General features: G+C 34.3%; 15 protein-coding genes and 1 pseudogene. 11 read left to right on the forward strand and 5 right to left on the reverse strand.

Features of this window, described 5'->3' with window-relative positions:
* Positions 1 to 4: 4 nt before the first annotated feature.
* Positions 5 to 568 carry an alkyl hydroperoxide reductase subunit C gene (gene ahpC, locus MKO96_RS24300; protein ID WP_000924420.1) on the reverse strand — a complete coding sequence of 188 codons (564 nt, stop codon included), beginning with the start codon at positions 566 to 568 and terminating at the stop codon, positions 5 to 7.
* Positions 569 to 1,153: 585 nt separating this feature from the next.
* Between ahpC and mtnK the strand changes: the two genes are divergently transcribed.
* The 4 genes from mtnK (at position 1,154) to MKO96_RS24320 (ending at position 5,178) form a co-directional block, all read left to right on the forward strand.
* Complete coding sequence (mtnK, locus tag MKO96_RS24305) at positions 1,154 to 2,383, forward strand: S-methyl-5-thioribose kinase (RefSeq protein WP_240588933.1); 1,230 nt, start codon at positions 1,154 to 1,156, stop codon at positions 2,381 to 2,383.
* Positions 2,384 to 2,395: 12 nt separating this feature from the next.
* The gene (gene mtnA, locus MKO96_RS24310; protein WP_240588934.1) at positions 2,396 to 3,439 is read left to right on the forward strand and encodes an S-methyl-5-thioribose-1-phosphate isomerase; all 1,044 of its coding nucleotides are present in this window, start codon (positions 2,396 to 2,398) and stop codon (positions 3,437 to 3,439) included.
* Positions 3,440 to 3,493: 54 nt separating this feature from the next.
* Positions 3,494 to 4,135, forward strand: a complete 642-nt coding sequence (locus tag MKO96_RS24315; RefSeq protein ID WP_240588935.1) for an L-fuculose-phosphate aldolase — start codon at positions 3,494 to 3,496, stop codon at positions 4,133 to 4,135.
* A 230-nt stretch (positions 4,136 to 4,365) separates the two neighbouring features.
* Positions 4,366 to 5,178 (forward strand): hypothetical protein, encoded by an 813-nt coding sequence (locus tag MKO96_RS24320; protein ID WP_240588936.1) that lies wholly within the window; start codon positions 4,366 to 4,368, stop codon positions 5,176 to 5,178.
* A 280-nt stretch (positions 5,179 to 5,458) separates the two neighbouring features.
* On the opposite strand, the gene MKO96_RS24325 is transcribed toward MKO96_RS24320, so the two are convergent.
* From MKO96_RS24325 to MKO96_RS24335, 3 genes are read right to left on the reverse strand one after another with little or no spacing between them, the layout of a single operon-like run.
* Complete coding sequence (locus tag MKO96_RS24325) at positions 5,459 to 6,463, reverse strand: FecCD family ABC transporter permease (protein WP_240588937.1); 1,005 nt, start codon at positions 6,461 to 6,463, stop codon at positions 5,459 to 5,461.
* Positions 6,460 to 7,500 carry a FecCD family ABC transporter permease gene (locus tag MKO96_RS24330; protein WP_240588938.1) on the reverse strand — a complete coding sequence of 347 codons (1,041 nt, stop codon included), beginning with the start codon at positions 7,498 to 7,500 and terminating at the stop codon, positions 6,460 to 6,462. The genes MKO96_RS24325 and MKO96_RS24330 overlap by 4 nt, the downstream gene beginning before the upstream one ends.
* A 48-nt stretch (positions 7,501 to 7,548) precedes the next feature.
* A complete protein-coding gene (locus MKO96_RS24335; protein WP_000732569.1) occupies positions 7,549 to 8,466 on the reverse strand; it encodes an iron-hydroxamate ABC transporter substrate-binding protein in 918 nt (305 codons plus the stop codon).
* A gap of 331 nt (positions 8,467 to 8,797) precedes the next feature.
* Between MKO96_RS24335 and MKO96_RS24340 the strand changes: the two genes are divergently transcribed.
* Positions 8,798 to 9,847 carry an NAD(P)/FAD-dependent oxidoreductase gene (locus MKO96_RS24340; RefSeq protein ID WP_240588939.1) on the forward strand — a complete coding sequence of 350 codons (1,050 nt, stop codon included), beginning with the start codon at positions 8,798 to 8,800 and terminating at the stop codon, positions 9,845 to 9,847.
* Positions 9,848 to 10,042: 195 nt separating this feature from the next.
* On the opposite strand, the gene MKO96_RS24345 is transcribed toward MKO96_RS24340, so the two are convergent.
* Positions 10,043 to 10,411: a hypothetical protein gene (locus tag MKO96_RS24345; RefSeq protein ID WP_240588940.1), complete on the reverse strand. Its 369-nt coding sequence runs from the start codon at positions 10,409 to 10,411 to the stop codon at positions 10,043 to 10,045.
* 179 nt (positions 10,412 to 10,590) lie between these two features.
* Between MKO96_RS24345 and MKO96_RS24350 the strand changes: the two genes are divergently transcribed.
* The 6 genes and pseudogenes from MKO96_RS24350 to MKO96_RS24375 all read left to right on the forward strand — a co-directional run.
* The gene (locus tag MKO96_RS24350) at positions 10,591 to 10,830 is read left to right on the forward strand and encodes a helix-turn-helix domain-containing protein (RefSeq protein WP_080467727.1); all 240 of its coding nucleotides are present in this window, start codon (positions 10,591 to 10,593) and stop codon (positions 10,828 to 10,830) included.
* A gap of 236 nt (positions 10,831 to 11,066) precedes the next feature.
* Positions 11,067 to 11,564: a spore coat protein gene (locus MKO96_RS24355; protein WP_240588941.1), complete on the forward strand. Its 498-nt coding sequence runs from the start codon at positions 11,067 to 11,069 to the stop codon at positions 11,562 to 11,564.
* A 20-nt stretch (positions 11,565 to 11,584) separates the two neighbouring features.
* Positions 11,585 to 12,034 (forward strand): hypothetical protein, encoded by a 450-nt coding sequence (locus MKO96_RS24360; RefSeq protein ID WP_046953740.1) that lies wholly within the window; start codon positions 11,585 to 11,587, stop codon positions 12,032 to 12,034.
* 162 nt (positions 12,035 to 12,196) lie between these two features.
* Complete coding sequence (locus MKO96_RS24365; RefSeq protein ID WP_240588942.1) at positions 12,197 to 12,865, forward strand: LSm family protein; 669 nt, start codon at positions 12,197 to 12,199, stop codon at positions 12,863 to 12,865.
* Positions 12,866 to 13,108: 243 nt separating this feature from the next.
* Positions 13,109 to 14,374, forward strand: a complete 1,266-nt coding sequence (locus tag MKO96_RS24370) for an S-adenosylmethionine decarboxylase related protein (protein WP_240588943.1) — start codon at positions 13,109 to 13,111, stop codon at positions 14,372 to 14,374.
* A gap of 157 nt (positions 14,375 to 14,531) precedes the next feature.
* Positions 14,532 to 14,960, forward strand: a pseudogene (locus MKO96_RS24375) (ATP-binding protein); the annotation flags it as partial.
* Positions 14,961 to 15,059: the final 99 nt, after the last annotated feature.

Raw genomic sequence — 15,059 nt, forward strand, 5'->3', positions numbered from 1 at the left:
CTCCTTAGATTTTGCCTACAAGGTCAAGGCTTGGTTTAAGTGTTGCAGAACCCTCTTGCCATTTAGCTGGGCAAACTTCACCTGGGTTGTTACGTACGTATTGAGCTGCTTTAATTTTGTTAACAAGAATGCTTGCGTCACGGCCGATACCGTCAGCATTGATTTCCATAGATTGGATAACGCCGTCTGGATCGATGATGAATGTACCACGAGCAGCAAGACCTTCTTCTTCCATTAAAACGTTGAAGTTTGTAGTGATTGTGCGAGTTGGGTCACCAATCATAATGTATTCGATTTTGCCGATAGTTTCTGAGCTATCATGCCATGCTTTGTGAGTGAAGTGAGTGTCTGTAGATACAGAGTATACTTCAACGCCTAAGTCTTTAAGAGTTGCGTATTGGTTTTGTAAGTCTTCAAGTTCAGTTGGGCAAACGAATGTGAAGTCAGCTGGGTAGAAACAAACTACACTCCATTTTCCTTTTAAACTTTCGTCAGTAACTTGGATAAATTCTCCATTATGGTAAGCATTAGCTTTAAACGGTTTTACTTCTGTGCCGATTAATAACATATTAAAATTCCTCCTAAATGTTGGTTTTGAGCATCAAAAAATAGTGTGCTCATAAAATATATTTTTTAATTAACTATAATAATTCTAATTCGATATTAATTATCATATAGAAGTGGTTATTTTGTCAAGAGAATAAACCAACTTTATATCAATTTAATTAATATTTATTCTCAATTAAGGTTGTTAGAGAATTAAAAGGTAGTTTTCATGTAATCGATTTTCAATGAGTATATAAAAGAGTAGTGTGTATGTTAGAGACATGGTGTAAGTATAAATTGTTAGGAAGAGAATACTTCTTAGAAGTTGTGGAGTTGAAAAGGATTGCTTATTTCTATTTTACAAAGAATTGTGTGATAAATAAAATAAAATGAATTAAAATCTTTTTGAACAATTTTTGTCATCTCAAATATATAATTAGGAAGTAAATTGCAATGATATAGAAACATTGACTCAAGGTGCTAACAAGATATAATAAAATCTAGATATACCTTTCAAAAAGAAGATATAATATAGGATGAAAAAATTTCATCCTATTATTTTTTACGACCTTTAGAAAACGCTTACAATTAGTGTGGAGGGGAAACCATGTCTAAGTTCACGAAGTATTTTTTAATGGAAGCTAACGATGTGATTGTGTATGTGAAAGAGAAATTATCTAAGTTTAAGGATGCAAAGGGGTTACAGTGTAAAGAAATAGGCGATGGTAATTTAAATTATGTATTCCGCGTTTGGGATGAACAGAAGAATATTTCTGTCATTTTAAAGCAAGCTGGGCATACAGCACGTATTTCAGATGAATTTAAGTTGTCGACGAATCGTATTCGTATAGAATCAGATGTTTTGCAGTTAGAGGAGGAGTTAGCACCTGGGCTTGTTCCAAAGGTGTATTTGTTTGATAGTGTGATGAATTGTTGCGTAATGGAAGATTTATCGGATCACATTATATTACGTACAGCACTTATCAATCATCAAATATTTCCGAGGCTTGCTGACGATGTAACGACTTTTTTGGTGAACACACTCTTATTAACATCAGATGTTGTAATGAATCATAAAGAAAAGAAGGAACTTGTGAAGAATTATATAAATCCTGAGTTATGTGAAATTACAGAAGATCTCGTCTACGCTGAGCCATTTACAAATCATAATAAGCGTAACGAGTTATTTTCGCTAAATGAGGGATGGATTAGAGAGCATATTTATAGTGATAAAAAGCTTCGTATGGAAGTAGCAAAACTTAAGTTTTCTTTTATGACGAATGCACAGGCATTGCTTCATGGTGATTTGCATACTGGTTCAGTTTTTGTGAAAAATGATTCCACGAAGATTATTGATCCTGAGTTTGCCTTTTATGGACCGATGGGATATGACGTTGGGAATGTAATGGCGAATTTAATGTTTGCTTGGGTGAATGCAGATGCGACGATGCCGCCCGGGGCTGAGAAAGATACGTATATGGGTTGGCTACAATCGACAATGTTAGAGGTAATTGATTTATTTAAGAAGAAGTTTTTAGATGCTTGGAATATTCATGTGACCGAGATTATGGCAAAGGAAGAAGGCTTTAACGAAGTATATTTACAATCTGTATTAGAAGATACGGCTGCAGTGACGGGCCTTGAGTTAATTCGTCGTATTGTTGGGTTAGCGAAAGTGAAAGATATTACTTGTATTGAGAATGAGGAAGCACGTGCTAGAGCGGAACGCATTTGTCTTCAAGTAGCGAAGAAGTTTATTTTACGAGCGAATCAATATAAAACAGGCACAAGTTTTGTAGAAACGTTAAAAGAACAGTCAATGCACTACGCGAAGTAAGGGGAGAAGATGATGGAAGAGCAATTAATACCCATTCAGTGGAAAGATGATGCTTTAGTTTTATTAGATCAAACATTATTACCGAATGAGGTTGTCTATGAATCTTTTAAGACAGCTGAAAGTGTGTGGGATGCCATTCAAGTAATGAAAGTACGAGGAGCGCCAGCGATTGGTGTTTCGGCAGCTTATGGTGTGTATTTAGGGGTAAAGGAAGTTACTCAAAGTACGTTGGAAGAATTGATAGAGGAAGTAAAAAAGGTATGTGCATATTTAGCAACATCAAGGCCGACAGCAGTAAACTTATTCTGGGCACTTGAAAGAATGGAGGCGGTAGCGACAGAGAACGCACATTTATCAATCGCCCAGTTGAAAGATAGATTACTAGAAGAGGCAAAAGAGATTCATAGAGAAGATGAAGAAATTAACCGTCAAATTGGAGAGCATGCATTAACGTTATTCCATGATGGAATGGGAGTATTAACACATTGTAATGCAGGTGCGTTAGCGACGACTAAGTATGGTACCGCAACAGCTCCAATGTACTTAGCGAAAGAAAAAGGATGGAACTTAAAAATCTTTTCAGATGAAACACGTCCTAGATTACAAGGTTCAACGTTAACAGCATTAGAACTACAGCGAGCGGGAATTGATGTTACTGTCATTACGGATAATATGGCGGCTATGGTCATGTCACAAGGGAAGATTGACGCTGTAATCGTTGGATGCGACCGTGTGGCAGCAAACGGTGATGTAGCAAATAAAATTGGGACATTAGGCGTATCTATTCTAGCAAAATACTACAACATTCCGTTTTATGTAGCAGCACCAACACCGACAATCGACTTAAAAACACCGACAGGAAAAGAAATTCCAATCGAGGAAAGAGATGCTTCTGAAGTGATTAATCGCTTCGGACAATATTCTGCTCCGAAAGAAAGTAAAGTATATAATCCAGCCTTTGATGTCACGCCACATGAAAATGTAACAGCGATTATTACGGAAAAAGGGATTGTAAAAGCACCGTTTACGGAGAACTTAAAAAATCTATTTCAATAAGTAGATAGATTTAAAAAGTCAGTCATCATAAGCTTCATACTTAGGGGGATATATATGTTATTACAAAAAGAAAGAGAAGAAATTGTAGCGTATGGAAAGAAAATGATTTCTAGCGGTTTAACAAAGGGGACAGGCGGCAATATTAGTATTTTCAATCGCGAGCAAGGTCTTGTTGCAATTAGCCCAAGTGGTTTAGAGTATTATGAAACAAAACCTGAAGATGTAGTTATATTAAACTTAGATGGTGAAGTGGTAGAGGGAGAGAGAAAGCCATCAAGCGAGTTAGATATGCATCTTATTTATTATAGAAATCGTGAAGATATAAATGCGCTTGTGCATACACATTCACCTTATGCGAAGACGATTGCATCATTAGGATGGGAACTTCCTGCAGTATCGTATTTAATCGCTTTCGCAGGCCCGAATGTACGCTGTGCACCGTATGAAACATTTGGTACGAAGCAATTAGCAGATGCTGCTTTTGAATGCATGATTGATCGTCGTGCCGTTTTACTTGAGAACCACGGTTTAATTGCAGGTGCAAATAACATAAAAATGGCATTTACTATTGCAGAAGAAATCGAGTTTTGTGCGCAAATTTATTATCAAACAAAAAGCGTCGGAGAACCGAAGTTATTACCAGAAGATGAGATGGCGAATTTGGCGAAGAAGTTTGAAGGGTATGGGCAGCAGTAGAAGGAAAAGTTCATTGCTTTGGAGATAAGAAGCTGCTTTTAGCGATATAGCGTTAGAGAAAGATGGATAACTAAGGTGATTATTTGTATTTGGATCATTATCCCACATTGTAGGTCTTAATTACTGGGTGAACAAAAGAGGTAAGAGTCATAATTAGGACTCTTAAAATTAATTACACTTTATTTATAATAGGTTATACAGTACAAAATTTTGAAGGGCGTGTAGGAGAAGTGTCTGTCACAAATATTACTAATGAATTTCAAAAAGACGTTGCTCAAAAGCTTAGTAAGTTATTTGAAAAGAAAATAGTAAAATTAGAAAGAGAGGATAGAAAGTCTTATCTAGAAATTATAGAGGAATACCAGAAGCAAATATCGTTTATAAGGAATTCAGTAAATAACAGTATTGCGAATGAACTAGAGATTCATAAGAATTGGTTATCTTGTTTGGCGGAACCGATTACTGAATATAATTTAAGTGATATTAATCGAGAGTTGGATAGTAATACTATGATTTATTCTCCTCGTATGGATATTGCAATTACGCCAACCCTTGTTAAAAGAAGAGGAAATAGGGTAAGTATGGGTATATACCGCTTAAGCGAAGACGTTGAATTAATTAACTATATTTATAAATTAGATTTTATAAAACAAATGGAATTTGCTTTAAGAAGACAGTCTAATAGGAATTTGGAACGATTTAATTTAAATCATTTAAATGACCCGAGCTATATAAATAATCGACCAATGCATTTGTTTGGAATAGAGATAGAAAATCAAAAAAATCCAAAGCATTTGATGGGAGATTTTTTAAATGCAATTAGTCTTTCTAAAATTCCAATAATATTATTTCCAGAGGATAAGATGGAAGGTTGTATGAAAATGCTTCTATTTTCATCTTTAATTAAAAGTATAAAAGATGTACCTATATTTGATATAATTAATATTCCTTTGGTATTAACTATTAGTCAATTTAGAGATATAATGAATCATTTTTTAGAGGAAGAAAATTTAGATTTAATAAGAGTGGAACAGTATAGATAAGACAACGGTTATATGCTGTTTTTTAAATCAATTGAATTTTTTAGCAGACAGAAAATTATTTGAACGAAAAGAAACGACACAAGGTTTAATAGATTTTGTAAAATAAAGGTCTGTTACTCTCTATATAAGGTGCATTGATTTCAGGAAAGTAAATAATTTAGTAAGAAACCGACCCCCTCTAAGAGTAGGTCGGTTGTTTGATTTATGTCGGATTTTTCAAGCGTGTAAGCATTCATAATTCAGATTTGTATACAGAAAGAATTGAATTATGCTTAAAACTTTATTTCTTAAGCAACAAATACATAAAGTAAGGGGCACCAATTAAAGCAACGACAATACCTGCTGGGATGCCATTAGGTTCAACGATGTTTCTTCCGATTGTGTCAGCTAATAGCAATAGCCATCCGCCGATTAAAAGAGCGATCGGCATGAAGATTTGATGTCTTGGACCTACTAAAGATTTCGCGATATGAGGAGCCATTAGTCCGATAAAGCTAATTCCTCCTGTTACGGAAACAGCTGCAGCTGCAAGCGCAACGGCTGCAACTAATAAGTATCTGCGTTCTTTTTCAATTTCAATTCCAACGCCAATTGCGACTGGCTCGTTTAATGCTAGAATGTTTAATCGATTTGCTTTATAGAAAACGAACGGAATTAATACGATTAACCATGGGAGCATTGCTAAAACGAAGACCCAGTCATCTCCCCAAATGTTTCCGGCAATCCACTTGGCGATAAAGTCCACTTTCATACGATCAGCGGATGAAATAAGGACAATCATCATTCCAGATAGTGCAAATGAAAAACCAATACCAGTTAATGTTAGTCGGATTGGCTGAAGCCCAGTTGATTTACTATATGAAAATACATAGATTAAAACAGCTGTCAGAAAAGCCCCGATAAATCCAACGACTGGTAGTAAGTAAAGAAATGAACCTACATCTATTGGAAAGTATAAAAAGAAAATAGCAACAGCAACACCGGCCCCAGAGTTGATTCCGAGAATACCAGGTTCAGCTAAATCATTTCGAGTAATTCCTTGGAAGATAGCCCCTGATAAAGCTAGAGCCATACCAGCTAATAATGTAATAACAATTCTAGGTAGTCTTAAAGAGTATAAAACAAACTCCTCTTTAAAAGTCCCTTGTCCCATTAATGTTGGGAGTAGTCGATCATAAGATAAAGATGCTGAACCAAGTCCCATTCCACCTACAATGGTGGTGATGGTCAGTATTAGTAAAGCGAGTATAATAAGACGTTGTTTTCTTAGAATAGATTGCATCATGAGAATGTTTTTCCTCCTTTACGTACAACGAATAGGAAGAATGGTAGCCCTACAATTGCGACAATAGCGGCAACTGGTGTTTCGTACGGAGCGTTAATAGTACGACCGATTGTATCCGCAAGTAGCATAAAGGATGCTCCAGCAATTGCTGACATCGGTATAACAAAACGGTAATCTGGACCGACAATTGGGCGTACCATATGAGGTACCATTAAACCGATAAATGCCATATTTCCGACAAGCGCTACAGACGCACCAGCAAGTAAGATAATAATGATAAATAGAATGGTTTTAATAACAATAATTTTTTGACCTAGTCCAATAGCCACTTCTTCACTGAAACTAAGGACTGTCAATTTTCTTGCAAATAAGATAGCGATAAAGATACTAATTGAAATGACTGGAATAATAATTTTTAATTGGCCCCAAGTTGTTCCAATTACGCCCCCAGCAGTCCAAAGTGATACCTCTTGTGAAATTTTAAAATAAATGCCGACACCTTCTGAAATTGCAAGCAAAAATGCTGAAACTGCAGCCCCTGCTAATACAATTCGAAGAGGAGAAAGTCCACCTTTTTTCACCATGCCAATGCCAAATACCATAATTGCGCCAATTGCAGCACCGATAAAGCAAGCAAATGTTAAGTAAAGATAGCTGATGGAAGGGTTGAAGGCTAGCGTTAAAGCAAGTGCAGCATTTGCTCCACCAGATAATCCTAATAATCCAGGATCTGCAAGTGGATTTCGTGTTAATCCTTGCATAATTGCTCCAGAAACAGCAAGGCCCGCCCCTACAAAAATAGCAGCAACTTCACGTGGCAAACGTATTTCGCGAATAATAGATATTTTGTCCCCTTTAGCGGAGGATGTGAGTGCTAACCATACGTCTTTTATTGAAGTATCTGCAGCACCTAATACCATTGCCACCATAAAAATAAGAAAGAATGCAATTATGCTCAAAATGAGTTTGTATGTAAAAGCTATAGAACGTGGATTGTCGTGATCTTTTGTCATTCGTTTCACATCTTTTCTGTTCATAGAATAAAGGAAGAGGAATTCTTAAATTAAGAATTCCTCATGTTTGTATTATTTACCAAGAAAGCTCTTCTTGAAGAAGTCTAGTTGGAAATCTAAAGTAAGTGGATCATTGAAATAGAATTCCATCATGTTTGCTTCATATACGCGATTATTTTTTACTGCTGGGATGTTTTTATATGATTCTGTCTCTTGGAATGAGTTATCAGTATCTTTGTTCTTACTTACGATTAAGTAATCACCAGCAAATTCAGGTAATACTTCAGTAGATAATGCGTAGTAACCTTCTTTTAATGCTTTTTCTTTTACTTTTTCAGGCATTTTTAATTTCATTTCTTGGTACAGAATTTCTGTTCCACGGCCCCAGTTTTCGCCGTATACATAAAGCTGTTTGTTGAAGTTTTCTACAACAGAAACTGTTGCATCTTCACCAATTTTTGCTTTAATTTCTTTACCAGCGTCTTGTGCACGTTTCTTGAAGTCATCAACCCAAGTTTTTGCTTCTTTTTCTTTGTTTAATAATTTACCGATTTCTAAATGCTGTGTTAAGTAATCAACTTTTCCGTAAGTGTACGTTACAGTAGGAGCGATCTTCTTTAACTTATCAACATTTTTAATATTTGATAAACCAATGATTAAATCTGGATTTAGTTCAGCGATTTTTTCAACGTTTTCATCTGATACTTCAGCAACATCTTTAAGTTTGCTATCAAAGCGTGGGTTTTGTTTAGACCATGAATCTACCCCAACAAGATTTACATCTAATGACATTACGTTACCAGCGAATGATGATAAAACAACAACGCGTTTTGGATTTGCAGGAACTTCTACTTTACCATTTTCAGATTGGTATGTAATTGTTTCTGATTTACTACCTTTTGCATCGTTCTTTTTGTCTGTAGAGCCATTGCTACAAGCGCTCATAACAAGAACGAAAAGAACTGTTAGTGAAATAAATAACTTTTTCATTGTCTTTCTCCTTTAACATAGATGATATGTGTATATAATAATTTGTTTAACTGCAATCTTTTTGAAAGAGTAGTGGTAATGCAAAATGCTTATTAAAAATCTTGAATATGAGATTCTACAATATAGTATTAACCATATTAATAAAAGAAGATGTAATCTCAAATTTGCTAATTATTAACAAAATGATAATGATTATCACTATTGATTCTTTAAATAATATAATTTTATATAGGTGTATTGTCAATAGTAATTTTGATTGTAAATTTTGCGGAAACAGGTTATATTTTATTGAGAATGATAATCAATAACTAGTAGCTGAGGAGTGACACGAATGAATCAAGAAGAATTGTTTGATGTAACTGTGATAGGCGGAGGACCTGCAGGGCTTTATTCAGCTTTTTATAGTGGACTCAGAGAGATGAAAACAAAAATAATAGAATTTCAACCACAGTTAGGTGGAAAAATACATGTTTATCCAGAGAAGATGATTTGGGATGTAGGAGGGCTACTGCCAGTTACAGGTGATAAATTAATTGAACAACTTGTACAGCAAGGGCTAACATTTAAGCCAGAAGTGGTATTAAATACAAAAGTAGAATCGATTATTCGTAACGAAGATGGCACTTTTACGTTAAAAGCGAGCACTGGAGAAGAACATTTTTCAAAAACAGTTATCGTCGCAACTGGAAGTGGCATATTGAAACCTCAAAAGTTATCAATTGAAGGTGCTGAGCGATTTGAAGTATCTAATTTAAATTATACAGTGAAATCTTTAAAGCGTTTCAAAGGTAAGACGGTCATTATTTCCGGCGGAGGAAATTCTGCTGTTGATTGGGCAAATGAATTAGAACCAATTGCGAAAAAAGTGTATGTAACATATAGAAAAGAAGAATTATCTGGTCATGAAGCACAAGTAAACCAACTGCTGAACAGCTCGGCGGAGTGTTTCTTTAATACATCGATTACAAAACTCATTGCTGGTGATAACCATGAAGCGATCGAATATGTAGAATTAACGAATCATGAAACAAGTGAAATTGCACATTTACCTATTGATGAAGTGATTATTAACCATGGATATGAACGTGACATTACGTTATTAGAAAATAGTGAGTTAGACGTTGCGATTATAGATAATTATTATATTGCAGGTAATGCGAATAGTGAGTCCTCTGTAGATGGATTATATGCTGCGGGAGATATTTTAAAGCACGAAGGGAAATTACACTTAATCGCGGGAGCATTCCAAGATGCTGGAAATGCTGTAAATAAAGCGAAACAATTTATTCAACCAGATGCAAGTGAGTATGGAATGGTTTCGTCGCATAATGAAGTATTTAAGAAGAGAAATCGTGAATTGATCAAGCAGATGATGAAATAATAAAAAAACAAGTATACCCCCATTTACTTCTCTATTCGAGTGATAAGAGAGGCAAATGGGGGTTTTCCTGTTTACTATATTTTCAATCATTATAATGACACCGGTTTCATCAGTTCATGTGATATGAACGTTTTATTTGTAAATGTTCCTAGAAAACAATGAATCTATGTTTTGCTGACGCAGAACAGTATTACATTATGCTGTCCCTTTAGCTCGTTCGTTAGGAAATGGCATATTTAATATAGACGCAATGTACTGTTTTCCATGCATTCGAGCTAATGATTCTAATATTTGACGGACGCGTTTTGTAAGATGTCCTTGTCCCTTTATAGCTTCACAATATGCATCATAGAAAGCGTATTTAGCCCAAAGGAAATCATCTTGTTGGAATAAAAAATGATTTTTGTACCATTCCCCCATTGTATGGTAACAATTGTTTTCATGTATTGCTGTGCTTTGAGAAAGAATACGATCAGATAAAGATGTAGTTAAATGAGAAATTGTGTTTTCTGTTTCAACTTGTAATGTTTTTTCTAACATTGTAATGATGTGACGAGTAGCCATATGTTAACTCTCCTTTGTGTAAATGGGTAATACCATTCTATATTTAAAAAATCCTTACTATATTATTATACAATATATGGAATGCATCCACCTTCTTTTTAAATTGCATTTACAAAATCTTTTTTATTTGTTTACAAAAATAAAGTAAGATACAGTATATAGGAAAAAACAATAAAGGAATGAACGCGTTGTATATAACAGTAGAAGAAGCTGCGGAGTATTTGAATTTACCAAAGTCGTATATTGAAGAGCTAATTCAGCAAAAGAAAATTCGTGCACTGTTTGATGGAGAGCAATATTTATTAAATAAAGAACAATTCAATACACATTTAGAACAAATGGAGAAATATAAGCATTTAGTGGAAGAAATATTGAACGAACCAATTCCAGAAGATATGGATGTTAAAGACGAAGATTAAACGATGGGAAATCCCGTATGAAGATAGGCAGAAGTGTATCTTCATACGGGATTTTTTTGTTTAAAGATATCAAAAGCCTAAGGAGCGCTTAGTGTTTCTTCGAAGTTTGATAGGTAGTAGTCTACCATGTTAAAAGCATATTTTTTTCTAGCTAGGACAAACATAGAGAACGTAACCTGTACAGATACATATACTATCAGTGCAAAAGCTTATAAATTAATGGAAGGGGTTTTCTCGTGAGTTTATTTCATTGTAATTTTCTGAAAGACTTAATTGGATCTTTTGTGAGAGTAAACAGAGGTGGTCCAGAAGCTCAAAAAGGGACAATAGTCGCAGTATGCTCGGATTACTTTGTATTAAGGAATGAAAAAGGAGAGCTCTATTATTATCAGATTCGTCATCTGAAAAGTGTTACAAAAAATGTGAAAGATTGTAAAGCAGATGATTGTGGATGGTTGGAATGTGAGTGTGAAGATGACTTTGAAAAGCTACTTCAAAGCTTCAAATATCGCTGGGTGAAAATTAATCGTGGTGGCCCAGAGAAAGTTGAAGGTATTTTACAAGATGTTTCTTGTGAATTTGTGACATTAATTGTAAAAGAAGAAGTTATATTAGTTGCAATATCCCATATTAAGAGTGTCACAGTAGAGTGCGGAGAGGACGAAGAAGGTAATAGTGAAAGCAATAATTCAGGCCGAGCTCGTGCACAAAGACAATCAAGTAGAGGGAGATAATAAGAAAGGGGGATACGAAATTGGAGAATGTATTATGCTGTGAGCAAATTAAATGTTTAGTCGGCGAGACTGTAAAAGTAAATCTTCGTGGACCAGAGAGTCGAGTGGGGGTACTTGTATCGTTAGGGAGAGATTACCTTACATTACAACTTCCTCTTGGTGAATTAGTATATTATCAATTGAAACATGTGAAGAGTCTAGTTAAGAAAGTGAAAGAAAGTAAATGTGACGATGGCTATGTTTCATGTTTCTACTCTGATGATGATACTTTTGTTGATGTATTATGTGACTTGACGTATAAGTGGGTAAAGATTAATCGTGGTGGTCCAGAGTGTGTGGAAGGTTTATTAAGTGAAGTTCATGAAGAATGTATTACACTAGTAAACTGTGATGAAGTTATTTATATCATTAATTATCATATTAAGAGTGTGAGTCAAGTAGTTAAATGTAAAAAGAATGAAGAAGAATAATGTTTGATAAATAAGAGGGGCATTATGGTTGAAGGTGAAGAACGATTTCTTATTTCGGATAGTATGAAAAGGAAGTCCTTACTATTAAGACGAAACATTGCCCCTGATTATTTTTTGAAGTGGAGAATAGGAAAGTAAAAATTCATAGGAAGGAGGATATAGATGAATGAGTTAAACAAAAGTATTGGAGAAAATATATATGTTAAATTAATCGGTGAAAAAAGATTTAAAGGTGTATTAATAGACGTGGGAAATGATATTGTTGTTCTTTACAATGGACAAGACTACGTATATATATCTTTATACCATGTACAATATTATAAATTTTTAAGACCACATGATGAAGAAATATCAAAACCAGATGTTGATTCTGTAATTAAGAGGGAGTCGCCTTCCATTTCTTTGAGAAAAGTATTAAGTACTTCTAAAGGAATTTTTACAGAAGTTTATGTAGCAGGAAATGCTCCAATACATGGTTATGTTACAAGTGTAATGAACGATTATATTGTTTTTTATAGTCCAGTTTATAAAACAGTATATATATCTTTAAAGCATTTGAAATGGTTAATTCCGTATAAAGAAAATCAAGTCCCTTATGCCCTCAATAAAAATGAACTCCCCGTGAATCCGTTAAATATTACGTTAGCTAGAACGTTTGAAGAACAGCTTATTAAAATGGCTGGGAAAATTATGGTGTTCGATTTAGGTGAGGAATCTAATAAAATCGGAAAGATGGCGAAGATTGATGAAGGGCATATTGAAATATTAAAAGCACGTGATGCAAAAATGTATGTGAATATTCAACATGTAAAATCTGTCCATTGTCCGTAGAGTAGACTAGTTGAAAGGCTGGCTTTTTCTTTTATATATGCAAAAGAAAAGGTCGAGCCTATTTATTTAGTTTGATTTGGATGTGAGGGGAAAAATGAATTGAATATAATTGTGTTAGTTTTATCTATGAAGAGCTAATCTTGTGCAAAATTATAAAAAATATGTACGAGCTATCTTTTGATATATTCAATTTATTTTTGGGGGGGAGAACTGTTCAACTACTATATTAAAGGGGTTTTGTTGGTGGAACAGTTTTCAAATTCATTATTGATTACATTACTTGGTAGTGCTGGTGGAGCAGCAAAAGCAGTTTTAGCAATTTTAAATCAAGCGATAGTAAATGAAAAAGACCCGATTTATGAAGCGATAAAGAATGTTACATTTCATTTGGTTGATATAAAACAAAAAGATAGGACTTATTATGATGAGTTGTTTCCAAATTTGAAAGAGCAATTGTTTTTATTTGAAATAGACCTTCAAGATGTAGTGACATTTAAACAGCATTTAAAAGAAAGTGGTACGAGCGTTGTTATTGATGTTTCAGGGGCAGATACAATCAGAGTATTAAGCTGTTGTAATGAACTTGGAATTTGTTATATTAATTCAGCTTTGGAGAATGAGGCAGTAGATCAAGACGATAGTTTAATTGGCTTTCAGCTTACGGAAAGATATACGCGGTTTGAGAAGGAAAAAGAGAAATTTACAAATACAAAAGCAATTATAGGATCAGGTATGAATCCAGGTGTTGTTCAATGGATGGTCGTTGAACTTATGAAGGAACGTCCAAATGAAAAGCCAAAAGCATGCTATATAGTAGAACATGATACGTCATTTTTAAATGATGCAGCACTGATAAAACCTCATACACTGTATGCTTCATGGGCAGTAGAGCGATTTCTAGATGAAGCGATATGGAGTTATCCGATGTATATGAGTCATCATCGTCCCCTTTATTTTTATGAAGATGTATATGCTTCAGAGTATAAAGTAAAGTTAGGAGAGAAAGAGTTTTATGGTTGTTTAATGCCACATGAGGAAGTTTTAATTTTAGGAAAAAACTTCAATATGGAAGTGGGTTTTCTTTACCGAATTAATGAGTATACGACCAATGTAATTAGACAGAACTTAGATCGAGTAGAAGATTTATGGAATTGGAATCGTAGAGTATTTAATCCAGCCGAAGAAGAGATTGCCGGCGAGGATTTAGTAGGTGTATTACTCGTTTATGAAAATAGTGAGACATATATGTATAACGTGATGAATAGCAGTCAAGTTTTTCATAAATATAAAACGAATGCGACTTACTTCCAAGTAGGATGTGGAATTTATGCTGGCTTGTGTAGTTTACTGTTCGATAACTTTAAACAAGGTGCCTATTATGTAGAGGAATTATTATTAAATACAGAGAGTAAGTACGGGGAATATCTAAATTTATATATGAATAATTTTGTAAAAGGACATAATAATTTTACGGATGGTCTGCTACATGATCGGGTAAGGTGGATATAAATTATAGCGAAAAGGAAGGAGAGATCTCCTTCCTTTTCACATGATAAGGTTGTATATTGCCCTGAAAGCAATTTCATACTTAGAATTTAAGGAGGTAACACGTAGAGTTTTTGTATGAATCATGAGGAGTATTTATATGAACAAATTTAAAAGCTTGATACAGGAAATCCTTTTATATGTTGTACAACTAATGGAAAGTTATGCAGCACAATATAGAGTGAGATTTCATTTGCAAGTAGATGGGAATTTACTTGTTATAAATAGTGATGATAAAAAATTAAAACAAGTGTTATTAAATATTATTAAAAACGGACTAGAATCAATGCCGGAAGGTGGAGATATTCATATCCGTGCATATCAAAAAACTGAAAGGCATTTGTGCATGTTTGTTGAAGATCAAGGCTTTGGTATAGAGAAGGAAAAGCTAGAGAAGATTGGAAAGGCTTTTTACACAACAAAGGAGAATGGTACGGGACTTGGGTTAATGATTACATATAAAATTATTGAGGAACATCAAGGAAGTATCGTGATTCAAAGTAGCATGGGAATAGGAACGAAAGTGGAAATTTTTTTACCGACAGCATAATGTGCTAGAGAAAAATATTTTTCAGAAAAGTGTTCTTGTTGTGTAAATATAAACATTTTATAAAATGTTTCAAGAAGGGTTTTTTTTATAAAATACTTC

Origin of the sequence: Bacillus sp. ES1-5 (genome assembly GCF_022487605.1) — a bacterium.
GTDB classification, from domain to species: Bacteria; Bacillota; Bacilli; order Bacillales; family Bacillaceae_G; genus Bacillus_A; species Bacillus_A wiedmannii.